The sequence below is a fragment of the Ureibacillus galli genome (genome assembly GCF_014836845.1).
In the GTDB taxonomy this organism is placed as follows: Bacteria; Bacillota; Bacilli; order Bacillales_A; family Planococcaceae; genus Ureibacillus; species Ureibacillus galli.
This window is the reverse complement of sequence record NZ_JACSQA010000003.1, coordinates 23,113-46,173: the sequence shown is the minus strand read 5'-3', so window position 1 is coordinate 46,173 and position 23,061 is coordinate 23,113. Positions and strand designations below refer to the sequence as shown.

General features: G+C 34.1%; 24 protein-coding genes and 1 pseudogene. 23 read left to right on the top strand and 2 right to left on the bottom strand.

Annotation, left to right across the window (positions count from 1 at the left end):
* The first annotated feature begins 30 nt into the window (after positions 1 to 30).
* The 22 genes from H9636_RS03385 to H9636_RS03280 all read left to right on the top strand — a co-directional run bounded on the left by H9636_RS03385 (position 31) and on the right by H9636_RS03280 (position 21,204).
* Positions 31 to 972 (top strand): LCP family glycopolymer transferase, encoded by a 942-nt coding sequence (locus tag H9636_RS03385; RefSeq protein WP_191706236.1) that lies wholly within the window; start codon positions 31 to 33, stop codon positions 970 to 972.
* 298 nt (positions 973 to 1,270) lie between these two features.
* Positions 1,271 to 2,497 carry a GNAT family N-acetyltransferase gene (locus H9636_RS03380; protein WP_191706413.1) on the top strand — a complete coding sequence of 409 codons (1,227 nt, stop codon included), beginning with the start codon at positions 1,271 to 1,273 and terminating at the stop codon, positions 2,495 to 2,497.
* Between the two features lie 337 nt (positions 2,498 to 2,834).
* On the top strand, positions 2,835 to 3,587 hold the full coding sequence (locus H9636_RS03375) for a YveK family protein (RefSeq protein ID WP_191706235.1): 753 nt from the start codon (positions 2,835 to 2,837) through the stop codon (positions 3,585 to 3,587).
* On the top strand, positions 3,580 to 4,284 hold the full coding sequence (locus H9636_RS03370; RefSeq protein ID WP_318240986.1) for a CpsD/CapB family tyrosine-protein kinase: 705 nt from the start codon (positions 3,580 to 3,582) through the stop codon (positions 4,282 to 4,284). The genes H9636_RS03375 and H9636_RS03370 overlap by 8 nt, the downstream gene beginning before the upstream one ends.
* Before the next feature lie 74 nt (positions 4,285 to 4,358).
* Positions 4,359 to 5,123 carry a tyrosine-protein phosphatase gene (locus H9636_RS03365; protein ID WP_191706234.1) on the top strand — a complete coding sequence of 255 codons (765 nt, stop codon included), beginning with the start codon at positions 4,359 to 4,361 and terminating at the stop codon, positions 5,121 to 5,123.
* Positions 5,124 to 5,634: 511 nt separating this feature from the next.
* The gene (locus tag H9636_RS03360) at positions 5,635 to 6,924 is read left to right on the top strand and encodes a glucose-6-phosphate isomerase (protein WP_191706233.1); all 1,290 of its coding nucleotides are present in this window, start codon (positions 5,635 to 5,637) and stop codon (positions 6,922 to 6,924) included.
* 32 nt (positions 6,925 to 6,956) lie between these two features.
* Entirely contained in the window at positions 6,957 to 7,844 is an 888-nt protein-coding gene (gene galU, locus H9636_RS03355) for a UTP--glucose-1-phosphate uridylyltransferase GalU (RefSeq protein WP_191706232.1), read from the top strand.
* Positions 7,845 to 7,861: 17 nt separating this feature from the next.
* Positions 7,862 to 9,193, top strand: a complete 1,332-nt coding sequence (locus H9636_RS03350) for a UDP-glucose dehydrogenase family protein (RefSeq protein ID WP_191706231.1) — start codon at positions 7,862 to 7,864, stop codon at positions 9,191 to 9,193.
* 70 nt (positions 9,194 to 9,263) lie between these two features.
* The gene (locus tag H9636_RS03345; protein ID WP_318240990.1) at positions 9,264 to 9,899 is read left to right on the top strand and encodes a sugar transferase; all 636 of its coding nucleotides are present in this window, start codon (positions 9,264 to 9,266) and stop codon (positions 9,897 to 9,899) included.
* A gap of 10 nt (positions 9,900 to 9,909) precedes the next feature.
* Complete coding sequence (gene fcl / locus H9636_RS03340; protein ID WP_191706230.1) at positions 9,910 to 10,863, top strand: GDP-L-fucose synthase; 954 nt, start codon at positions 9,910 to 9,912, stop codon at positions 10,861 to 10,863.
* Between the two features lie 9 nt (positions 10,864 to 10,872).
* Positions 10,873 to 11,952: a GDP-mannose 4,6-dehydratase gene (gene gmd / locus H9636_RS03335; RefSeq protein ID WP_191706229.1), complete on the top strand. Its 1,080-nt coding sequence runs from the start codon at positions 10,873 to 10,875 to the stop codon at positions 11,950 to 11,952.
* 103 nt (positions 11,953 to 12,055) lie between these two features.
* Positions 12,056 to 13,429 (top strand): sugar phosphate nucleotidyltransferase, encoded by a 1,374-nt coding sequence (locus H9636_RS03330; RefSeq protein ID WP_191706228.1) that lies wholly within the window; start codon positions 12,056 to 12,058, stop codon positions 13,427 to 13,429.
* Between the two features lie 17 nt (positions 13,430 to 13,446).
* The gene (gene galE, locus H9636_RS03325; RefSeq protein ID WP_191706227.1) at positions 13,447 to 14,418 is read left to right on the top strand and encodes a UDP-glucose 4-epimerase GalE; all 972 of its coding nucleotides are present in this window, start codon (positions 13,447 to 13,449) and stop codon (positions 14,416 to 14,418) included.
* Between the two features lie 109 nt (positions 14,419 to 14,527).
* The gene (locus H9636_RS03320; protein ID WP_191706226.1) at positions 14,528 to 16,234 is read left to right on the top strand and encodes a phospho-sugar mutase; all 1,707 of its coding nucleotides are present in this window, start codon (positions 14,528 to 14,530) and stop codon (positions 16,232 to 16,234) included.
* A 168-nt stretch (positions 16,235 to 16,402) separates the two neighbouring features.
* The gene (locus H9636_RS03315) at positions 16,403 to 17,029 is read left to right on the top strand and encodes a Bax inhibitor-1/YccA family protein (RefSeq protein WP_191706225.1); all 627 of its coding nucleotides are present in this window, start codon (positions 16,403 to 16,405) and stop codon (positions 17,027 to 17,029) included.
* Between the two features lie 281 nt (positions 17,030 to 17,310).
* Positions 17,311 to 18,591, top strand: coding sequence for a CdiA family toxin C-terminal domain-containing protein (locus H9636_RS03310; protein WP_191706224.1), 1,281 nt, complete (start codon positions 17,311 to 17,313; stop codon positions 18,589 to 18,591).
* Positions 18,592 to 18,610: 19 nt separating this feature from the next.
* Positions 18,611 to 18,976 carry a ribonuclease toxin immunity protein CdiI gene (gene cdiI / locus H9636_RS03305; protein ID WP_191706223.1) on the top strand — a complete coding sequence of 122 codons (366 nt, stop codon included), beginning with the start codon at positions 18,611 to 18,613 and terminating at the stop codon, positions 18,974 to 18,976.
* A gap of 583 nt (positions 18,977 to 19,559) precedes the next feature.
* Positions 19,560 to 19,871, top strand: coding sequence for a hypothetical protein (locus tag H9636_RS03300; RefSeq protein ID WP_191706222.1), 312 nt, complete (start codon positions 19,560 to 19,562; stop codon positions 19,869 to 19,871).
* A gap of 16 nt (positions 19,872 to 19,887) precedes the next feature.
* A complete protein-coding gene (locus tag H9636_RS03295) occupies positions 19,888 to 20,178 on the top strand; it encodes a hypothetical protein (RefSeq protein WP_191706221.1) in 291 nt (96 codons plus the stop codon).
* 181 nt (positions 20,179 to 20,359) lie between these two features.
* Positions 20,360 to 20,578 (top strand): hypothetical protein, encoded by a 219-nt coding sequence (locus H9636_RS03290; RefSeq protein WP_191706220.1) that lies wholly within the window; start codon positions 20,360 to 20,362, stop codon positions 20,576 to 20,578.
* A 126-nt stretch (positions 20,579 to 20,704) separates the two neighbouring features.
* A complete protein-coding gene (locus H9636_RS03285; RefSeq protein ID WP_191706219.1) occupies positions 20,705 to 20,851 on the top strand; it encodes a hypothetical protein in 147 nt (48 codons plus the stop codon).
* Positions 20,812 to 21,204 carry a hypothetical protein gene (locus tag H9636_RS03280; protein ID WP_191706218.1) on the top strand — a complete coding sequence of 131 codons (393 nt, stop codon included), beginning with the start codon at positions 20,812 to 20,814 and terminating at the stop codon, positions 21,202 to 21,204. Before H9636_RS03285 ends, H9636_RS03280 begins: the two co-directional genes overlap by 40 nt.
* Before the next feature lie 34 nt (positions 21,205 to 21,238).
* On the opposite strand, the pseudogene H9636_RS19425 reads toward H9636_RS03280, so the two are convergent.
* Both H9636_RS19425 and H9636_RS03270 read right to left on the bottom strand, forming a co-directional pair.
* Positions 21,239 to 21,325 (bottom strand): annotated as a pseudogene (locus tag H9636_RS19425) (IS3 family transposase); the annotation flags it as partial.
* A gap of 42 nt (positions 21,326 to 21,367) precedes the next feature.
* Positions 21,368 to 21,523 (bottom strand): hypothetical protein, encoded by a 156-nt coding sequence (locus H9636_RS03270; protein ID WP_191706217.1) that lies wholly within the window; start codon positions 21,521 to 21,523, stop codon positions 21,368 to 21,370.
* A gap of 337 nt (positions 21,524 to 21,860) precedes the next feature.
* Between H9636_RS03270 and H9636_RS03265 the strand changes: the two genes are divergently transcribed.
* Positions 21,861 to 22,967 carry an SGNH/GDSL hydrolase family protein gene (locus tag H9636_RS03265; RefSeq protein ID WP_191706216.1) on the top strand — a complete coding sequence of 369 codons (1,107 nt, stop codon included), beginning with the start codon at positions 21,861 to 21,863 and terminating at the stop codon, positions 22,965 to 22,967.
* Positions 22,968 to 23,061 lie beyond the last annotated feature (94 nt).

The window sequence follows — 23,061 nt, the reverse complement described above, 5'->3', positions numbered from 1 at the left end:
ACACATGGAGATTTAAAAGGAGGCATAAAGGTGGTAAAAGAAAAACGCACAGACAAAGTGAAGTCGAAAAAACGGAAAGTGCTAAAGTGGGTTGGGATCACGGTAGGGCTCTTTCTATTGGCGATAGCTGGTCTCGTGGCAAAAGTATATTTTGATGCAAAAAATACAGTTGAAAACGTATATGAAGAACTAGATAAATCTGAACTTCGTGAAGTAAATGTAAACGTCGAAGAACAAGAACCTATTTCAATCTTGTTACTTGGAGTGGATGAACGAGAAGGTGACGCCGGTCGTTCCGATACGATGATTGTTGTAACAGTTAATCCTGAAACGAAAGATTCAAAAATGTTAAGTATTCCGCGTGATACATATACAGAAATTGAAGGTCATGGAATGGATAAAATCAACCATGCATTTGCTTATGGTGGTATTGAATTATCCCGTAAAACGGTTGAAAACTTATTAGAGATTCCAATCGATTATGTTGTCCAAGTAAATATGGATAGTTTTAAAGATATCATAGATGCAGTAGGTGGAATTACGATAAATAACACCCTTGCCTTTGAATATGGCGGATCCAATTTCCCAGAAGGAACGATTACTTTAGATGGCGATAGTGCATTAAACTATGTTCGAATGAGATATGAAGATCCAGAAGGTGACTTTGGTAGACAAAATCGTCAGAAAAAAGTCATTCAAGGTATTGCCTCTTCGGCTGTAAGTGTTGATACAGCGTTAAATTATAAATCCATTTTTGAATCAATTGAAGATAATGTACGTGTCAATGCATCTTATAACGAATTAATGACAATGCAAAAAAATTACAAAAATAGTTTTAGTTCTATAGAACAATTATATATTAATGGTGGTAATGGTACGAAAATTGATGGAATTTACTATTATGTACCTGATGAAACCGAATTAGAAACGGTTAAATCTACATTAAAAACTCATTTAGAACTAAACTCATAGAGATTAGATAAAACTCTTTTGAAATCATTCAAAAGAGTTTTTATTTTTAATAGGGATTATTATAGATTTCTCCTGCATATAATAATAGAAAAGATACGATATTTTTGAATAATTCATTCCCTATGAAATGAGATATGGAAAAACACAACATCGAAAATCATCTTATAAAATTTTCTATTTAAATAGGTGCACAAGATAGAGAAGCAAAATCCATGTAATAGTTGAATTAAAAGTAAAAATATTACGTATCTTAAACATATAATTATCGATGAAAAATTTATCGGAATAGGTGATCATGTTGGTTCAGCATAAAGGATTAGTAATGCGAGAAATCCGATTGGATGAAATGGGGCAATCCATTGATTTATTGAACTACGTATTTCAAATGTCCATGTCCATTAAAAAAGACCGCCGTTTTGTTAGTGAAAAGAGCAGACAATTTCATGTAGGGCATGCGCTTGGTTGGTTTGATGGGGATCAATTAGTATCTCAAATTTTAAGTCTTCCGTTTCAAGTGAATATTTATGGTGTTGCCTACGAAATGGGTGGGATAACGGCAATTGGCACGTATCCAGAGTATTCTAAACAAGGGTTAATGGATCAGTTAATTAAAGAGACCTTAACGATTATGCGAAATGATAACCGGTATATTTCCTATTTATTCCCCTTTTCAATCCCTTATTATCGGAAAAAGGGTTGGGAAATTATGTGTGATATTGTGGAATTTCAAGTGAAAGATACACAATTTCCTAATTATAAGGAAGTGGCTGGTCAGATTCGTCGAGTAGACACGTTGGATGAAGATGTTTTAAATGTTTATGAAAAATATGCCTCCCATGCTCATGGAGCAATGATTCGAAATACGATTGCTTGGAATGAGAAATTTCATGAAGATTATTGGGAAGAAAAATTTATTGATTCCAATGTGCAACTACAAGCAGCTGTTTACTATGATGAAGAGAATGAACCTCAAGGGTATATGTTTTATCGTATTATGGAAGAAAACTTTTATATAGATGAAATTGTATATTTACAAGAAGAAGCAAGGAAAGGATTATGGAATTTCGTATCCGCCCATAAATCGATGGTTTATAATGCATATGGAAAAACAGCTGGGAATGAGCCAGTTGCCTTTTTACTGGAGGATAGTGAAATTATACAAAAGGTCTCCCCTTACTTTATGGCAAGAATTGTGGATGTGCTAAAATTTCTAGAACGCTATCCATTTGATGAACCTAATTTTCATATTCGATTCCACATTAGTGATCCATTAGTGGAATGGAACGACGGTATTTATGATATTATCTCAGAAAACTGGAAAGTAAAAGTATTAACAGTAGATGAAAATGAGCGTGATGATATAACGGTTGAAATGTCCATCCAAACGCTAACAACAATGTTACTCGGATATAAAAGGCCAAAATATCTTCAAAAAATAGAGCGATTAAAAGGGACAGATGAAACCATTGCTGTATTGGAGGACATTCTTCCAGTTGGAATACCGACATTTATTGATTATTTCTAAAAAGTAAAGTAGTCCAAAATAAATGGACTGCTTTTTTTAAAAGGGACATTTATTTCTAATTAGGTCATATTTCATATCAAATGTAAATTCTAAATTTTCAAAGCTATAGCTAGATAAAAATATTAGTTTATGTTATTATAAGAAAATTTTACATTTTACTACTAATTTAGTTGTATTTACTATATTCGTAACGTTTTTGTGAGTTTAATATTTGGAAGAATAATGGTTAACGTAAAAAATATTAATAGGAATGTTTAAAAATAGTACTTTATTTAATCAATAGAAAATAAATATATAAATAGAAGTATAAAATGATTGTCCAGGGGAGATGACATATTTGGAAGAAACAATTCGAATACAAGACATTTTAAAGATTATTAAAAAAAGATTATTTTTAATTGTATCATTAACAATGATAGCTATGATCGTTGCAGCCGTTGTCAGTTATTTTGTTTTAACCCCAGTCTATCAAGCTTCGACTCAAATTCTAGTAAATGAACAAAAAAGTGAAACAGAATCCATTCAAACGCAGGATATACAGGCAAATTTACAATTAATCAATACGTACAATGAAATTATTAAAAGTCCCGTCATATTGGATAAAGTAATTGAACGGTTAGATTTAAACAAAACGACGACTCAGCTTTCTGAACAAGTTTCCGTATCAAATGTAGAAGAATCCCAAGTTATAAGCGTGGCTGTTGAAGATGAGCAACATTTTAAAGCTGTTGATATAGCCAATACAGTTGCTGAAGTTTTTCAAGAAGAGATTCCTATATTGATGAATGTTAATAACGTTACGATTTTATCTCCTGCTGTTCAATTAGAAAATCCAAGTCATGTTAAACCAAATGAATTAATGAATATTGCAATTGCGGCCGTTCTTGGTTTAATGCTCGGAGTAGGACTAGCTTTGTTACGAGAATTTTTAGATACGACAATTAAAACGGAACAAGATGTCGAGGAACTATTAGGGTTGCCTATTATCGGTATCGTCAGTCCAATCCCTGAAAAAGAATTTACGAAACGACCATATTCTACAGATGCAGAACTAAGTCGAAGTAAAAAAAGGAGAGAAAAACTTGTTTAGAAAAAAAGGGAAAAGAAATATGATGGCAAGAAAAGTTATTGTAAAGGAAAACCCAAAGTCAGTTATAGCCGAACAATATCGAACGATTCGTACGAACATTAATTTTTCAATGCCAGATAGAGACTTTAAAACAATTCTTGTCACTTCAGCTGGTCCGAGTGAAGGGAAATCGACTACTGCTGCCAATATCGCAGGAGTCTTTTCAGGGGAAGGGAAACGCATTGTATTGGTCGATGCGGATATGCGAAAACCGACAGCTCATCATACATTTCGAGTATCAAATTTCGATGGATTATCCGGTGTTCTTACAAGACAATGTGAATTAACAGATGCCATTCAACAAACGGATATACAAGGACTTTATGTTTTACCAAGTGGAGCAATCCCACCTAATCCAGCTGAATTATTAGATTCCCAACGGATGAATCAACTCCTTGAAATGTTAGAGGCCCAATTTGATTTAATTATTTTTGATACACCACCAATTTTAACTGTTGCCGATTCTCAAATATTGTCCAATAAATGTGATGCGACAATATTAGTAATTAATTCTGGTAAAACGGAAAAAGAAACGGCTATTAAGGCAAAAGAGATTTTAACATTGGCAAAAGCAAATATTATAGGAATTGTATTAAATAATCTTACTTTAGAAAAAGATCATTATTTTTATTATCAATATGAAGGTGTTGCTAAATAGAGAATTTTTAGGTTAGAGGTGTTCCAAAATAACGGGCACCTCTTTTTAAAAACTTTGAAGTAGGTGTATATGTAATGATTGATATTCATAGCCATATTCTATTTAATGTTGATGATGGGCCGGTATTTATTGAACAATCTATCGACATGTTAGAAGCTGCTGCTAAAGAAGGTATTTCTGATATTATCTCCACTTCCCATACCCGCCATCCACAATATGATGTTTCTGCTGAAGTTGTAAAAGGGCAAGTACATCAACTACAAAATGAATTGCAACGACGTCATATCCCAGTTTCTATTCACCATGGTATTGAAGTGCGTTTATGTGAAAATTTAATTGAATTAGTAAAGACGGAAAAAATTTTAACTTTAGCCCATTCGAAATTTTTACTTTTAGAATTACCTTCCCATCAGATTCCACATTATACAAAAAATATCATTCGTGAATTAAATAAAATTGGGGTTACTGCTATTATTGCACATCCGGAACGAAATAAAGCAATTGCACAAAGTCCTGAGCGGCTAGAACGATTAATTAGAGAAGGGGCAGTAGCTCAAATTACGGCTGGAAGTATTGTCGGTCATTTTGGTCGTGCTGTTCAAAAAACAGCAATGGAACTGATAAAAGCAAATTTAGTTCATACGTATGGTTCGGATGCCCACCATTTAAAAACAAGACCTTTTCACTTTAAACAAGGCCTTTTCTATCTAGAGAAGCATAAACAGTTAGACTTTGTGGATCTTTTTTTAGAAAACAATGGGAGGATTTTAAAAAATAAAACTTTACTTATGTATGAACCAGAAATCCCTTTAAAGAAAAAATGGTGGATCTTTGCATAATGGGTAGTTATATCATCATGTATATACTAAAAATTTGATTGGAAAAACAATTTATTAAGTACTATTTATTCAGAAATTAAAATTATTATGTTTTTTATTTTCAATTAAATGTTATGATTTATTTCAAATTACTCATAAATATTATATTAATTGGTATATTGTGCTTATAAGTATCATATAAAATATAGAAAATTACTTTTCTTATAAGAATGGGGTTACGAAATTCTAGCAGTATTAGGATGATAGTCTTAGGCAATGATGACAATTTTTAATTTTTAAATATTTTTATTAAAAGTCTAAAGTCAACAGATTGCGAGTACCCTTCTTTAGTTCGTGTCAAAATTTATTACGAGAAATAGAGTATATACAAGTTTATGTGTATATTCACCTTAATTATTCTGAAAATTAAAAAGAATAGTAGAAAATGAAATTCTGCTTTTTCTTTTTTTAATAGAAACTGTTAAATTTTTCTATATTAGGACATCGATTACCAGATTGGGGATGGATAAGCTTGGCTCAATTACTATTAACGACGATTATCAATGAACGATTTTTAAATTTAGATGTATCGCAATATGCTTCGTCAGTTTCTGCGATCCATCAACATCTAGAAGATGCTGAAAATGAACCTATTGGTTGGCTAAATGGGCCATTAACGATGGACGAGGAGTATATCAATTCTCTCTTAATGGTTTCAGATGAAATAAAAAAACGTGCAGATGTATTAGTAGTAATTGGGGTCGGAGGTTCTTATTTAGGGGCAAAGGCAGTTCAAGAAGCCCTTTCACCATACTTTAAACATCATGAAAATGGCATTGATGTCGTTTATGTAGGATTTAACTTGAGCGGGGCTTATATGAACCAATTGATTGAAAGTCTTCACGACAAAGATTTTTATATTAATGTCATTTCGAAGTCAGGATCTACAATGGAATCTTCCCTAGCTTTCCGTGTTCTTCGTCAATATTCAGAAGAACGTTATAAAGAAGGGGCAAAAAATCGAATTATTGTTACAACAGATCCTGAAAAAAGTCTATTAAAAGAAATAGCCGATAACCAAGGTTATCGCAAATTTGATATTCCTACAAATATTGGTGGGCGATACTCTTTATTAACATCTGTAGGTTTATTACCGATTTCTGTAGCGGGTATTAATATTTACGAATTAATAGAGGGAGCGAAAAAAGCGGCGATTGATTTAAAAGATCGAAGCCCAGAAAAAAATGAGGCTTACCGCTATGCAATTATTCGTCACGCATTATATGCCCAAGGTTATCGAATTGAGTTATTAGCTTCTTTCGAACCAGCCCTTTCTTATATTCATGAATGGTGGAAGCAATTGTTTGGTGAGAGTGAAGGGAAAAATAAAAAAGGATTATTCCCGGCTTCAGTAAATTATTCAACGGATTTACATTCATTAGGTCAATTTGTTCAAGATGGTAGTCCGTTATTATTTGAAACATTTCTTCATTTTAAAGAAGTTACGGATGATTACTACATTCCTTATAAGACGATAAATGATGATTACTTAAACTTTATAAGTAATCGTACATTTAATGAAATTAATTCTATTTCGAAACAAGGTACTGTACTTGCCCACGCAGAGGGAGGCGTACCAATTATACAAATAGAAGTGGAGCGCCTTGATGCATTCCATGTTGGTTATCTCATCTACTTTTTTATGAAAGCTTGTGCGATGAGTGCTTATTTGTTAGATGTTTACCCATTCGATCAACCCGGTGTGGAAGCTTATAAGAAGAAAATTACCCAGTTATTAATTGAAGAAAGCATTGCCCATTAAATAATGTTTTGAAATGAAGGGGAGATCTATTGATGAAAAAAGTTAAAAAAGCAATTATTCCGGCTGCTGGATTAGGAACACGCTTTTTACCTGCAACGAAAGCAATGCCAAAAGAAATGCTTCCAATTGTTGACCGGCCAACTATTGAGTATATTGTCGAAGAAGCGATTCAATCGGGTATTGAAGAAATCATTATTGTGACTGGTAAAGGAAAACGAGCTATTGAAGATCATTTCGACCGAAATATGGAGTTGGAAGATAACTTATTGAAAAAAGGGAAAGTGGAAGTTTTAGAAAAAGTGAATCAATCCTCTCAAATTGAACTACATTATATTCGTCAAAAAGAACCGAAAGGGCTAGGACATGCTATCTGGTGCGCACGGAAATTTATAGGTGATGAACCTTTTGCAGTTTTACTAGGTGATGACATCGTTCAGTGTGATATTCCTTGTACAAGACAGTTAATTGAACAATTTGAACAAACTGAATCCCCTGTTATTGGTGTTCAAAGGGTATCCGATGAAGAAACAAATCGTTACGGCATTATCGATCCGATTGGTAAAATTGATCGATTATATCAAGTGAAGCGATTTGTTGAAAAACCTGCACTAGGAACAGCACCTTCTAATTTAGCCATTATGGGGCGTTACATTTTATCTCCTGAAATTTTTCAATTTTTAGAAAAACAAGAGATAGGAGCAGGTGGAGAAATCCAACTAACGGATGCTATCCAAAAATTAAACGAAATTCAACCTGTTTATGCCTATGATTTTGATGGTATGCGCTACGATGTTGGAGAAAAACTTGGATTTATTCGAACGACAGTGGAATTTGCATTGGACAATAAAGAATTTGGGCCACAAGTAGAACAATTATTAAAAGATATTTTATCGAAAAGATCCTACACACAAGTTTTATAGATTAGGAGGTTTCTCAAATGAACATCGCAGTTGTTGGAACAGGATATGTAGGATTAGTAACGGGTGTAACCTTATCTGAAATCGGTCATCAAGTTACTTGTATTGATATCGATGAAGATAAAATTGAAAAAATGAAAAGAGGACAATCTCCTATCTATGAACCGGGCTTGAGTGAATTAATGCTGAAAAACATCGCTGAGAATAGATTACATTTTACCACTCATCACGAAGAGGGATTTTACAAAGCGGATGTGATTTATATCGCTGTTGGAACTCCAGAAAATGAAGACGGTTCTGCTAATTTAACTTATGTGGAGGAAGTGGCTATAAAAATAGCGGAACTTATTGAGCAAGATACGATAGTCGTTATTAAAAGTACAGTCCCTGTTGGAACGAATGATCGAATTCAACAATTCATTCATCATCACTTAATTCGTAATGTGAAAGTGGAAGTCGTTTCGAATCCGGAATTTTTAAAGGAAGGCACTGCCATTTATGATTCCTTTCATGGTGATCGAATTGTTATTGGTGCAAATAGCCTTCAGGCGGCAAATATAATTGAACAGATTAATAAACCTTTTGGCATTCCGGTATTTATAACAGATATCCGAAGTGCGGAAATGATTAAATATGCGGCAAACGCCTTTTTAGCTACAAAAATTAGTTTTATAAATGAAATTGCTAACATTTGTGAAAGGGTGAACGCGGATGTAGAGCAAGTAGCAAAAGGAATCGGAATGGACCAGCGTATAGGCAATAAATTTTTAAATGCGGGAATAGGCTATGGAGGTTCTTGTTTTCCAAAGGATACAAAAGCTCTTTTGAAGATAGCTGGACATGTGGATTATGAGTTCGAACTACTTAAGGGTGTTGTTAACGTCAATAAGCAGCAACAATATTTGTTGTTAAAAAAGTTGAACAATCGTTTTGAAACGCTAAATGGAATGAGAATAGCGGTATTAGGTTTGGCCTTTAAACCAAATACCGATGATTTGCGAGAAGCCGCATCCATTGTCATTACCGAAGAACTTATTAATCAAGGGGCTCAAGTAATAGCCTTCGACCCAATCGCTATGGAAAATGCAAAAAAAACATTAGTTACTTCTATTATATATGCAGATTCCATAGAGGAAGCATTACGAGATGCAGATGCAGCATTGATTTTAACAGAGTGGGATGACATTAAATATATGGACCACGCCATTTTTAAGACAATGAGAACACCGATTATATTTGATGGACGAAATTGTTTTGAGTTGAGTAGTTTGAAAGATTCCATAATCGAATATCATTCTATCGGTCGTCCAGTAGTAAAACCTGAGATAACAAATGCACTAATTTATGATTGAGAGATGGTGAGTCATTTTGTCTGTCACAACTTCTAATGAGCAGGCTAAAAGAAAAAAGGTAAGGGAGCCAATTACCCCGATTAAATTAAATGAAAGTAAATTCTATTTAGTCAGTAAAAGAATGATGGATATTATCGGTTCCTTACTTGGAATCATTGTGCTCATCCCTATTTTTATCATCATTATTTTACTTATTAAAATAGAAGATCATCGCGGAGCTATTTTTTTTAAGCAAATTCGGGTCGGTAGAAATGGAAAAGAATTTACGATTTATAAATTTCAATCAATGGTTTCCAATGCAGAAGAGTTAAAAATGTCATTACTCGATAAAAACGATATAAAAGATGGCCCTGTCTTTAAAATGAGACAGGATCCTCGAGTAACGAAAATAGGGAAATTTATTCGTAAAACAAGTCTCGATGAGCTTCCCCAAATAATCAATGTACTAAAAGGGGATATGAGTTTAGTCGGGCCACGACCTCCCCTTCCAGATGAAGTCGCCCAATATTCCCACTATGAAAAGCAACGGTTAACAGTAACACCTGGATTAACTTGTTATTGGCAAGTGAATGGAAGAAGTAATATCGGCTTCGATGAGTGGGTGCGATTAGACTTGAAATATATACAAGAAAGAAATTTACTTATTGATCTAAAGTTAATTTTCAAAACGGTATTTGTTCTTTTAGGATCCAAGGATGCATATTAGGGGTGAGGAAATGGAATTAACTTCAAAAATTTATGTAGCAGGACATAGAGGATTAGTTGGATCTGCTATTGTCAGAAAACTAAAAGAACAAGGATATAACAACATTGTTGTTCGAACGAGTAAAGAACTTGATTTAAGAGATAAATTACAAGTAGATGCTTTTTTTGAAGAACAACAACCCGAATTCGTATTTTTAGCAGCGGCAAAGGTCGGTGGTATTGTCGCTAATAATACGTATCCTGCAGATTTTATTCGAGATAATTTAATGATTCAAACGAATGTAATTGATGCGGCTTATCGAAAGGGAGTAAAAAAACTTCTCTTTTTAGGAAGTACTTGTATTTATCCGAAATTTGCTCGTCAGCCAATGAATGAAGCGGCTTTATTAACGGGTGAGCTAGAGCCGACAAATGAACCTTATGCAATCGCAAAAATAGCTGGCATTAAAATGTGTGAATCCTATAACCGGCAATATGGAACCAATTACATATGCGCCATGCCAACGAATTTATATGGTCCGAATGATAACTTTGATCTTGAAACATCTCATGTATTGCCTGCATTAATTCGTAAATTTCATGAAGCAAAATTACGAAATGAACTGTATGTAGAAGTATGGGGTACAGGTGCACCGAAAAGGGAATTTTTATACTCGGACGACTTAGCGGATGCAGTGATTTATTTAATGAATCATTATCACGGTAATCAATTTGTTAATGTAGGCGTAGGAAAAGATATTTCTATTAAAGAGTTAGCTGAGAAGATTCAAAAAGTAGTTGGGTTTGAAGGAGAAATTAAATTTAATCCATCGAAACCAGATGGTACGCCTAGAAAATTAGTGGATGTAACAAAACTTAATAAACTTGGTTGGTATGCAACAACTTCACTGGAAGACGGTATTGAAAGAACATATAAATGGTTTTTAGAAAATGGTCTCGAAACAGTAAAAGTTGCTAACGAGTAGGAGGAGCATATGAAAAAAGCATTAATCACAGGTGTAACAGGTCAAGATGGATCTTACTTAGCAGAGTTCTTATTAGAAAAGGGTTATGAAGTACATGGTATCGTTCGACGAAGCTCTTCTTATAACCAAGAAAGATTGGAAGACATTCTATCACAAGAAGAGTCGGAAGCGTTATTAAATAATAACGATTTCAGCCTTCATTACGGAGATGTGACAGATGCTTTGAACATAACACGAATAATAAGTGAAATTCAACCAGATGAAATTTACAATTTAGCTGCCCAGTCCCATGTCCGAGTTTCATTTGATATGCCTTCTTATACTTTAGATGTGGATGCAAAGGGTACGTTAAACATTTTAGAAGCCGTTAGAATTTTAGGTTTAACTGAAAAAACAAAAATTTATCAAGCTTCCACTTCTGAATTATTTGGAAAAGTCCAAGAGGTTCCACAAAACGAAACAACACCATTTTATCCTCGATCCCCTTATGGAGTTGCCAAAATGTATGGATACTGGATTACGAAAAACTATCGAGAATCCTATCATATGTTTGCGGTAAATGGAATTTTGTTTAATCATGAATCAGAACGACGGGGTGAAACATTCGTAACACGCAAGATTACATTAGCAGCTGCTCGTATCGCCCAAAGAAAACAATCTGTATTAAAATTAGGCAATTTAAACTCTTTACGTGACTGGGGCTATGCCAAAGATTACGTTGAATGCATGTGGTTAATTTTGCAGCATCATAAACCTGAAGATTTTGTAATTGCTACTGGTGAAATGCATACAGTGAGAGAGTTTGTAGAGCTTGCCTTTAAACATGTGGATATAAATATTGAGTGGATAAGTGAAGGGATAGAAGAAAAGGGGATAAATAAATTAACGGGAGAAGTTGTCGTAGAAGTAGATCCAAAATACTTCCGTCCAACAGAAGTAGATCAACTTCTTGGCGATCCCACAAAGGCTAAAACGTTATTAGGATGGAATCCAACAAAAACATCTTTTGAAGAGCTAGTAAAAATAATGGTTACGAAAGATATGGAAAAAATATCAAATGAAGAACGAAACGTTATTATGTTTGATTGAAACTGGATTCAAACACTTGGACATGCATCACGTTTATAAGACTAAAAATTGTATATTACGACCTTAATTTTTTATCAAAATTAATTTTGAGGAGATAACCAACATGAAACTAGTGTTATTATCCGGTGGTTCCGGTAAACGTCTTTGGCCATTATCGAATGATGCACGATCAAAACAGTTTTTAAAAGTACTCGAAGATGATGATCACAACGTAAAATCGATGGTGCAACGAGTTTGGGGACAATTAAATCGTGTGAATCTTGCCGAGTCTACCATCATTGCGACAAGTAAAACACAAGTAGATATGATTCAAAATCAACTAGGTCAAAAAGTGAATTTAGTGATCGAACCAAATAGGAGAGATACTTTTCCGGCGATTAGTTTAGTAGCTTCGTATTTGTACTCGATAAAAAATGTTTCACTAGATGAGACGATTGCTATTCTTCCGGTTGATCCCTATGTTCAGGACGCTTTCTTTGAACAAGTTACTCAGTTAGACCAAGCTTTAAAACAATCAAAAGCAGATATAGCTCTTATTGGTGTTACTCCTACTTATCCTTCTTCAAAATATGGCTATATGATACCTTCAGAATCTCAACAACAAGACTATTTAACTATCCAACGATTTACCGAAAAACCAACGGAAGAGGAAGCTGAAAAATTAATTGCACACCAGGCATTATGGAATTGTGGTGTCTTTGCCTTTAAGTTAGGTTTCATGATTCAAATATTAGAAGAACGGGGCTTCCCAGTTCATTATGATGAACTTGTAGCGCAATATGACAAACTTCCTAAAATCAGTTTTGACTATGAAATTGTTGAGAAAACAGAGCATATTGTTGCACTTCCTTATAACGGTTATTGGAAAGATCTTGGAACTTGGCGAACGTTAACAGAAGAAATGCGCACTTCCCAAATGGGAAAAGGAATCATGACCGATGATTGTGAACAAACACATTTAATCAATGAATTAGATATTCCGATTACGCTCATTGGGGTATCAAATGTAATCGTTGCTGCTAGTCCAGATGGTATATTAGTCGCCGATAAAGAAAAGAGTCCACTTATAAAAGAAATTGTAGGGCAATATGAAAATCGCCCGATGTATGAAGAACGTAGATGGGGATGGTATAAGGTTCTTGATCATTTAAAAACAGATGAAAACTATGAAGTATTAACGAAACGAATTGGTGTGAAAGCCGGCAAAAATTTAAGTTATCAATATCATCTTCACCGTAGTGAAGTATGGACGGTTATTAAAGGCGAGGGCGTATTTGTTCAAAATGACAAACTACGTGTTGTGAGAACCGGTGATGTTTTGGAAATCCCCGTTGGACATAAACATGGTCTTAAAGCAGTTACAGATTTAGAAATGATTGAAGTTCAAACGGGTCCCCAATTAATTGAAGAAGATATTGTCCGTGTTTTTATGAGTTGGGATGAGATAGAAAACTATTGTTATTCTTTAGTTGAATAACAAAAAGGGGTAACAGGATGATTTTAGTCGTAGGTGGCGCGGGTTATATTGGAAGTCATGTTGTAAAAGAATTAGTTAAAATAGAACGAGTCGTTGTTTTGGATAACCTTTCAACAGGTCATGTTGAAGCGGTAGATGAAAAGGCAACTTTCATTCAAGGGGATATAGGAAACGAAGAGGATTTACGTACTCTTTTTTCCGAATATGCCTTTAATGGAGTAATGCATTTTGCAGCGAATAGTTTAGTAGGAGAATCGGTTACTAATCCCCAAAAATATTACACTAATAACATCGTATCCACCCTTACTCTATTGAAAGTTATGCTCGAAAAAAATGTAAATAATTTTATTTTTTCTTCCACAGCTGCAACTTATGGTATTCCGAAAGTGGATATAATTAATGAATTGGTTGAAACAAATCCGATTAATCCTTATGGAAAATCCAAAATTATGGTAGAACAAATACTAGAAGATTATGCAGTCGCCTATGGGTTAAATTATGTTACATTGCGATATTTTAATGCAGCAGGCGCGGTTGAAACCGGAGAAATTGGTGAAAGTCATAACCCAGAAACCCATCTTATTCCGATCGTGTTGCAACATTTAGCAGGATTACGAGAGAAAATATCGATTTTTGGGAATGATTATGACACACCAGATGGGACGTGCATTCGTGATTATATTCATGTGACGGACCTTGCCAAAGCTCATCTATTAGCACTTCAATCATTAATAGATGGGAAAAATAAAACGGCTACCTACAATCTTGGGAATGGATTTGGATATTCGGTAAAGGAAGTTATAGAAACTTGTGAAAAGGTGACTGGGTTGAAAGCCAATGTGGAAATGACAAAACGTAGAATAGGTGATCCAGCACGATTAGTAGCCTCTTCAAGTAAAATTTATGAAGAACTCGGTTGGAAAGCAGAGAGAAATTTAGAACAAATTATTCAAAGTGCATGGAAATGGCATCAACATCCAAAGTATTAAACATTTACGAACTCGGCTAAGGAAGTGGCCGAGTCTTCTATTATTTTAAAGGAATCAATTAACATAACTTGATATATCCATTCAACATCATAAAAAGGAAGGTGCCTCGATGAAAGCTATTTATTCTAAATGGAGATCACAAAACTTACCAAAATATTTATTAGAAGAATTGGATGCTATTTCTGATGATGAGAAAAAAATTGAAGATCGTTTCTATCAATATGTTTCCTTTGGTACGGGCGGCATGCGCGGTTTAATTGGTGCCGGAACGAATCGAATAAATGTTTATACGATACGTCGTGTATCGGAAGGATTGGCCCGCTATATTGAATCCCATGGAAATGAGGCGAAAAAACGTGGTGTCGTAATTGCCTATGATACACGTCTTTTTTCAAAAGAATTTGCCATCGAAACAGCTTGTGTACTTGGTGCCCATGGGATTACTTCCTACATATATAAGGAGCCACGGCCAACACCACAGCTTTCCTTTACAGTTCGGGAATTGAACGCCTTTGCTGGAGTAGTCATTACGGCTAGCCATAATCCGAAACAATATAATGGTTTCAAAGTGTATGGAGAAGACGGTGCTCAACTTGTACCATCCGGAGCAGAAGCCATCGTTAAATCGATGGAGCAAATTGAAGATATTTTTGACATTGCCGTTTGGGACGTTGAATTGTTAGAAAAAGAAGGGTTAGTCCAATGGATATTAGAAGACTGTGATGCGAAATATATTGAAAAGCTATTAACGGTAAAAGATAGGGACAACATTGATCGTAATATAAACATTGTTTATAGCCCATTACATGGTACAGGATTATCCCCTGTTATGGAAGGATTGAATCAGCTTGGATTTCACAATGTCCATGTGGTAGAACAACAAGCCTCTCCAGATGGTCACTTCCCAACGTTAGAATACCCGAATCCAGAAGAACCGGCTGCATTTGACTTAGCGATGCAATTAGGAGGAAAAGTTGGGGCAACAATTTTATTCGCGACAGATCCGGATGCGGACCGAATCGGGGTTGCTATTCGTAACGGAGAACAATATGAACTATTAACTGGCAATCAATTAGGGGCACTGCTATTACATTATATTTTACAAAACCAATTTGAAAATAGAACGCTACCTTCTAATGGAACTATCATTAAAACCATTGTAACGTCAGAACTTGGCGCTAAAATTGCCGCAAAATATCACATCAATACGATTAATACATTAACTGGCTTCAAATTTATTGCTGAAAAAATAGAAGAATTTGAACAAACGAAACAACATACTTATTTATTTGGTTATGAAGAAAGTTATGGCTATTTAATGAAAACTTTCGTTCGAGATAAGGACGCGGTTCAAATCGCATTGAAAGTTGCGGAAATGGCTGCTTATTATGAATTGCACGGAAAGACGTTGTTGGATGTTTTAAATGACTTGTTTGAACAATTCGGATATCATCAAGAAGCTCTTGTATCCCAAGTGTTCGAAGGAAAAGACGGTCAAGAAAAAATGAAAGCTATTTTAAATGACTTTCGAAAATATCCACCTACTGAAATTGGCGGGATACCTGTTATAAGAGTAGAAGATTATTTAACTAGTATTACGATAAATGCAGATGGGTCCATTGAAGATATTCTTTTACCGAAGGAAAATGTGCTTAAGTTTATTTTAAACAATGATTCATGGGTTGCTATCCGTCCTTCCGGGACAGAACCTAAGTGTAAGTTTTACTTCGGTGTTGTGGCCACTTCTAAAATGGAAGCGGAAAAACAGTTAGACCAATTAAAAAAATTCTTTACAACATCACGCCTTCCAATATAGGAAGGCTTTTTATTTTTGCTTCTGTTTTCCTTTAAAAATCGAATAATATGAACATAGGATGAATAGGTTACATCGAACTAATTTGGAGGTGTAATCAATAAAAAAATGAAACTTTATTATTGGTTATAAAGTATATATAATTGGTTTAGAAAATAGGAGGCAAGTAAATTGAAAAACACAAATATTTTACGTAAAGTCTTGAAGCATTTTGCTATTATGTGGCTTTTAACAGGGGTTGGATTCTTTGTTGGTAGTGTGTTACCACCAACTGTTCTATTACCTGTATCCATCATTACCATTTTGTTATTAATTATCGCAATCTTTGTTCGAAACATTCGAATGATGAATACAATCCTATACTGTATCCCATTTTTAGTAGGGATTACGTTTTTCTGGAGTACGCAATTCTACATCGATCAATTAGGTATGGAAACCGTACTTATTACTCTAATTGGTACAATAGTAATCTTCGCCATTCTAGGGTTTATTGGTAGTGTTACAAAATCCGATTTGTCTGGGTGGGGTGGATATCTATTTGGAATTCTATTAGTTGCGATTTTAGTTTCCATCGTTTTCTTCTTCTTTACGCCATCTAACTTAATATTATTGCTTTTAGCAGCAGTCATTATTTTAATTTTCGTCTTATATACAATTTACGATTTTAATCGAATTGCAAAAGGGCATGTTTCAGAAGAGGATGTTGTAAGCTCGGCATTAGATTTATATTTAGATTTCATTAACCTATTCTTAAATATTTTAGAGCTGATTTGGAGAATAAGAGAAGAATTTAAATAATTACGTAGTAGCAAAATGATAAGACCTGAGACACCTAATAGAATCATTAGGTGTCTTTTTTGTGATGATAGGGCTCAATTAAACAAGTAATCTAGCACAAATGAATGTAGTTAAATTATGGAAACTACTTTTGCTATATAGTATAATTACCTTAATTTACTATTATTGTAGAGTAACATATTTTAAAATCACCCTTTTTGTCTATTAATGATTAATGGATGAATTAAATAGAACATTATGAAACGAAAATAATAAGGGAATGAGTTTAGTGGAGAACATTCATGTCAAAGATAAAAGTCGATATTGATAGAGTTAATGATTTGACCCCTAGCTTTTCACAAGTTACGACGAAAGTATCGAATACAACAGATAAAGTTGCATCCATCCGATCTCAAATCGATTACCGTATTAAAGCACGACACGGAATCGGGGATCAATTGTACAAAATATCCAATGAATTACAAACGATTGAAAAGAATATGCAAAAGTTAGTATCTTTCCTTCAAAATTCGATGGATAAGTATGCAGAGGCTGAAGAGAAAATTGCTAAGCAAGTACCTGAATTACCTAATGTGATAGGGAAAAATAACATAACTATTGATGCAAATGGTAAGATACAAGTGATGGATGAATACGCCCAATTTAATACTAATAGAGCGATTGATCCAAATACCGGTGAATATTTATTTACATTTGAAGGTAAGAGACAAGTATTGGGGGGGAATGGTTCTGGTACACCAGATGCTATTCCTCAATTTGTAAATTCAGTAGATGATTTATTATATGAAATCTTTCTAAGTGATATAGTTACTCTTTTTGACCCAAGCGCTTCAGATTCTGAAAGAGCCATAGCAAGAGCTTCTATGACTCCGCTGGGTAAAGCGATAAAAGTTATAAAAGGAGCAAAAGTCGCGACGGATGTGCTCGATAATTCAAAAGACATTGCAAAAACTGTGGATAAAGCAGAAAATATAAAAGACCTCTCAAAATCTATAGATAAAACGAAAGATATACAAGATAAAACAATTTCTGATTTAGAAGTCAAACAGTTAGGGGAATACATAAAGGATCTCGAGAAGAAGCAGGTAGATAAGGGTGCGGGTAAAGATATTACTTTTAAATCGGGTTATGATCAACATTTAAAAGAGGTAGAAGCAGTTGTTAGAAAGAAAAACAAAGGAATTGTTGGCGGACATAATCTAAACGAATTTGAGAAAGTATTTATTGATAATGGTTGGGATATACAAGATTGTATTATATCTAGAAAAAAGCACTCTAAGATTGACGGTATATATGAGATTGAATATGGATTACCTGCGATAGATAGAGAAGGACGTATTATCCCTGGTGAACTTAAAAAAGTTCGCACCCCAAAGACTGTTTATGACCCAGAGCTAATTTCAGATGATCAAATGTTAAAGTGGGGTGAAGAAGCGATGAAGAATGGAGAAGTAGTTGGAAGGAAAATTACCGGTACTTCTCAAAACGGTTTAAAGTTTGAAGGATATATTGATGAAACAACAGGAGAAGTTACAAACTTTTTCCCAACCTTAAACAATTAATTATTTGGAGAGTGAGAAAGTGGAAGAGAAAAACAAAAAAAGGGAGCTAGTCAAATACTTCTTTCAAGTGATGGGAGATGAAAGATTTTTGACAGTGTTAGAAAAGTATACAGTTGGGGAAGGATACGGTATTGAACATGTGTGGTGTGTTTTTGCAGACGACTATGAAGAATGGGAAGAAGATTACTTCGGTGAAGATGGGGTAGCTTTTTATTTCGATTATCCTGCAGTAGAAGAAGATGAAGAAGTAATTTTAGATTATGAAACTTTATATCTATATTTAGAAGAAATTGTAGAAAGCTATCTATTGAGACATCCAGAAAGTAAGTTGGAGATAGAAAACTATATGAATAAGATTAAAGAGAGATATAAGATAAAGCAATAAGGGTAAAGTGCATTATACTGATATGGATGAAAAAGATGAAGTTACAATAGAAAAAGTGTAAAGATAGCAGTGATATTTCCACTATTAAATGGATGTTCTTATGAAGAAACTATAATTTTAAAAATTAAGAAAATATCGATTTATAAATAATCATATAATGCAATAATTCTAGTAGGTAAGATAATACAGAGATTACTTTTCTGGAACGGTTGCTTAATTAACGAATAATTTGTTCTTAGTTTTGAATCTTATTAAACATTTAAATCTTTAGTAATTCAGTTCAAAAGTATTCTTGAATTTTCATAGAAAACCAACCGCATTCCAATTTGGAAAGCGGTTTAATATTGCTTTGAAATAGAGAAGACCTACCACATTATTTATCTAGAAGTAAAACAGCTAGGGGAATACATAAATGATCTTGAAAAGAAGCAAGTAGATAAGGGTACAGGAGAAGGTTTACCGGAGATTAACCCTAAATATACTACAGCAATTGATAACAAGGTAACTATTAAGGAACAAGTGGTACTACCATCATGGCTTTAAAAAACATATACAGATGGCCAATATAGAACGGTTATCACGAATGAAAGTATTTATGGTATACCGTACTTTCGGTGGTAAAACAGGAGTAGATGATGTTTTCTCTTCTACGGTACCTACTTCAAACAGAATAACAATTAACATAGATTCTGCTCTTTTACCGGAGTGGAAGAATAGTAGACAATATGAGGCAGTTATTGAAATACCTAAAGGTACAGAATTAAATATCGGTAAAGTAGAGCAACAAATGACTCAGAAGAGTACGATTTTTAAAGGAGGAGGGAATCAAATTTTGCTACTACAGAATTGGCCAAATGAATGGATAAAAGAAATTAGGGAATTCCCATGCAGATAAGGAAGGGGAGAAGGTTATGTCTAAAGATGAAAAGCAGGATAGATTACTTATACAGTTACGAAAGGTACTAGCTCTTTTAAAGGAGCAGTATATTACTCAACCTACACCCATGGTCGAAATGATTATTTCACGTTATCAACATGCTAATGATATCTTGGAGAGCAATAATATTGAAGACCTAAAAAAAGACATGTTCAGGATCAGTGATGCAGTAAGGGCATATTTGGAATCGTACAGTGATTATATGAATCCAGTGCTTGGTGAAATGGATAAGGCCGAGAATATGCTTAAAAATATTTTTACTTAAAAAATAGGTTGCGTAGTGCTGAATGAACTAATCATCCAACCAATAAAACACTTAAACTATGTAATACTAGATAAGGATTTTGACAGTTCAATTGTACGTGCAACAGAGATTAAATCTTATATATTAGGCAAAGCAAACATGTTAAATTAAACAGATCAATTATGGTCACATCTTACTAGGATTGACCTGTTTTTTAGCTTCATTTTTTGCGGCGATTGTTGCGGAAGAAGCTGATTTTGAAGAATCTAATTTTAACGAAGAATGGTTAGATGATAGTAATTGGTATATATTTGATAATGAAAATAGGAAAAAAGGTATATATATACCTGCAGTTTATCCCGATAGGGAATTAACTGGAGATGGAGATAATTTAAAGTTAGAAAGTATTGATTATATATAGACTATTATAAACCTTGATTGACAAAAGTCTTTCAAGGTTTATTTTGTGTGGGGATACCCAGTCCTGAATAAACAGTTATGAAATTAGATGTATACTAACAAGTTCTTAATACCAGATTGGAACAGAATGACAGGTATTCAACAATGGCATGCTAAACCACACACAATTTTAATTAAAGGGAAAGCAGGTCCACAGTTTCAAATGGGAGATCAATATATAGGAGGCGTAGAACAATGGTATATAACGAACCTAGACAGCTTAATAAAACCGTAAACTTTATTAAGGAAGCTGAAAAAGTGAAAATGCAGCTAGTGTCAGAAATTAAAGCTCACAAATTAGGTCAAGGTAAAGATGGGACGATAAGTCAACTTGAAAACTTTTATAAAGATATAGAACTAATGATTGAAAGCAAAAGTCATATTCCATCATATCCAAGAGCTATTGCTGACTCGTGGGTTTTTAATAGTGAACTTGGAAAACAATTATTAGATTTATATGAGGTATATAAGCTTTATATAGTTTGCAATAAAGCATTTGATTATTTTTTTGATTTGAAAAGAAAGTTGGACATATTTAATAAATTTGGCTACTTCAAGGCCCTGAGTTCGGTATTCCACCGGGCTTAGGTCTTTTTAATTTTGTCTTCATACGTTTGTTATTTTAATAGTGAATATACTCCGTTAGTTCCTTCTCAAAATGTTTCATGCTATCAAATTCTTGTAAATAAATTAGCTTAGATTTTAATAAGCTAAAGAAATTTCTATGACTGCATTATCTAAACAATTACCCTTACAGAACATACTTTGTAATATTAGTTTGTTTTAATGTTCGTTTATATGGTTTCATTTGATAATGCCAACCTTGGTCTGAATGAAGAATGAATTGTTTACTTGATTGTAGGTGTGTTAATGCTTGTTTTAACATGTTACCAACTAATTTATACACCGGACGACTCATAACCATGTAAGTGATAAATTCGCATCTATTACTGGATAAATAATGTTTCTCACCAAAAAATAAAATCTGTATTATCTGTTATCCATTTCTAGTTCATGTTTTCCGCTATAAAATTGCGTTGTAAGAAATTCGGTGCAATTTTCCCGACATTTCCATTATTAGGGCTGGAATATGCGACGTAAAGGTTGTTAGTGTTGATGGGAAAAGAAGAGTGTCTATAAGAGTAGTAATTACAGGGCAAACAAATAGTAATATTATTTTAAGTTATAGGGAATTATTGTATAAATATCCCTATTTTAGGGGGAGGATAGGACTAGAAAATCCGATGAACGAAGGTGTCCTTATTCGAATTATGAAAAAGTATCCGTTTATAATATTAAATTTATTAATCATCACTTTAGTGTTAGTTATCCTTTTTGGGCAGAAGCATCAAAAAGCGGAGCAAGAAGCGAATGAAGAGTTAGCGGTTTCTTATATTTCTGAAGCGAATGAGCGGGAAGGGCAAAAAAAGAAATTAGGTAAGCTACTTGAACAAACGATTGCGGAAGAGTTACCTGGTGTTGTGGCATGGGGGGATTCCCTTACATATGGTTCAGGTGGTGAAGGTGTAACATATCCGAAAGTATTACAAAATTTAATCGAGCAAAATGTTTATCCTAATATCCCTGTAGTGAATATGGGCGTAAGGGGAGAGACGTCTAGTACAATCGTGGGACGAGCAGGTGGTACGCCCTTTGTTGTAAGCAGTTTTACCATTCCGAAAGAGGTTACAAAAGTGGAAATTCACATCACTTCGTCAACAGGAGAACCGGTTGCTCCTCTTCGACAAGGAGATCGAGGAATGAATCCTGTCACCATTAATGGAGTTCAGGGGATAATTAGTATCGACCAACAATCAAAAGAAGAAAATAGTTATTATTTTGAACGATTACAAAGGGGAGAAGCTGTTCAAGTAGAGGGGGGCACAGTAATTGAAACGGCTGCCATGGGAAAATTTAAAAACTATCTTCCAATTGTATTTGTCGGTCAAAATGGGGGTTACAAAACAAATCAACAATTAGTGGATCAAATTAAATCGGTTATTCAGCTCGAAAAGTACAATGAAAACTACTTAGTTCTAGGGTTAACAACTGGTACGGCAGAATCAAGAATACAACTGGAATCATTAATGGAAACTACTTTTGGTAAGAAGTATGTCAATCTTCGTGAGCTCATTAGTACAAATGGGCTGAAATTAGCAAATATAACGCCAACGACGGAAGATTTAATGGCAATGGAAACGGGCGCCATCCCACCAAGTCTTTTATCCGATAAAGTTCATTTTAATGCAAAGGGTTATGAAGTAATTGGAAAAATTGTATTTGACCGAATGAAACAATTAGGCTATTTTGATTCGGTAAAACAGTTAGCCGAGAAATTAAACGCTATATAATAACGGGGTTTTAACATTCTATTGAAATTAAAACATTATACATCATCATTAAGCTACTAAATGACCAGAGTATTGGCATTTAGTAGTTTTTATT

Excerpts from the sequence above, each read along its gene's own strand:
- gmd (WP_191706229.1), top strand. The coding sequence starts at position 10,873 with ATGAAAAAAGCATTAATCACAGGTGTAACAGGTCAAGATGGATCTTAC.
- galE (WP_191706227.1), top strand. The coding sequence starts at position 13,447 with ATGATTTTAGTCGTAGGTGGCGCGGGTTATATTGGAAGTCATGTTGTA.
- galU (WP_191706232.1), top strand. The coding sequence starts at position 6,957 with ATGAAAAAAGTTAAAAAAGCAATTATTCCGGCTGCTGGATTAGGAACA.
- H9636_RS03310 (WP_191706224.1), top strand. The coding sequence starts at position 17,311 with ATGTCAAAGATAAAAGTCGATATTGATAGAGTTAATGATTTGACCCCT.
- H9636_RS03280 (WP_191706218.1), top strand. The coding sequence starts at position 20,812 with ATGGTATATAACGAACCTAGACAGCTTAATAAAACCGTAAACTTTATT.
- H9636_RS03295 (WP_191706221.1), top strand. The coding sequence starts at position 19,888 with ATGTCTAAAGATGAAAAGCAGGATAGATTACTTATACAGTTACGAAAG.
- H9636_RS03320 (WP_191706226.1), top strand. The coding sequence starts at position 14,528 with ATGAAAGCTATTTATTCTAAATGGAGATCACAAAACTTACCAAAATAT.
- H9636_RS03300 (WP_191706222.1), top strand. The coding sequence starts at position 19,560 with ATGAAAGTATTTATGGTATACCGTACTTTCGGTGGTAAAACAGGAGTA.
- H9636_RS03350 (WP_191706231.1), top strand. The coding sequence starts at position 7,862 with ATGAACATCGCAGTTGTTGGAACAGGATATGTAGGATTAGTAACGGGT.
- H9636_RS03285 (WP_191706219.1), top strand. The coding sequence starts at position 20,705 with ATGACAGGTATTCAACAATGGCATGCTAAACCACACACAATTTTAATT.
- fcl (WP_191706230.1), top strand. The coding sequence starts at position 9,910 with ATGGAATTAACTTCAAAAATTTATGTAGCAGGACATAGAGGATTAGTT.
- H9636_RS03265 (WP_191706216.1), top strand. The coding sequence starts at position 21,861 with ATGAACGAAGGTGTCCTTATTCGAATTATGAAAAAGTATCCGTTTATA.
- H9636_RS03365 (WP_191706234.1), top strand. The coding sequence starts at position 4,359 with ATGATTGATATTCATAGCCATATTCTATTTAATGTTGATGATGGGCCG.
- H9636_RS03330 (WP_191706228.1), top strand. The coding sequence starts at position 12,056 with ATGAAACTAGTGTTATTATCCGGTGGTTCCGGTAAACGTCTTTGGCCA.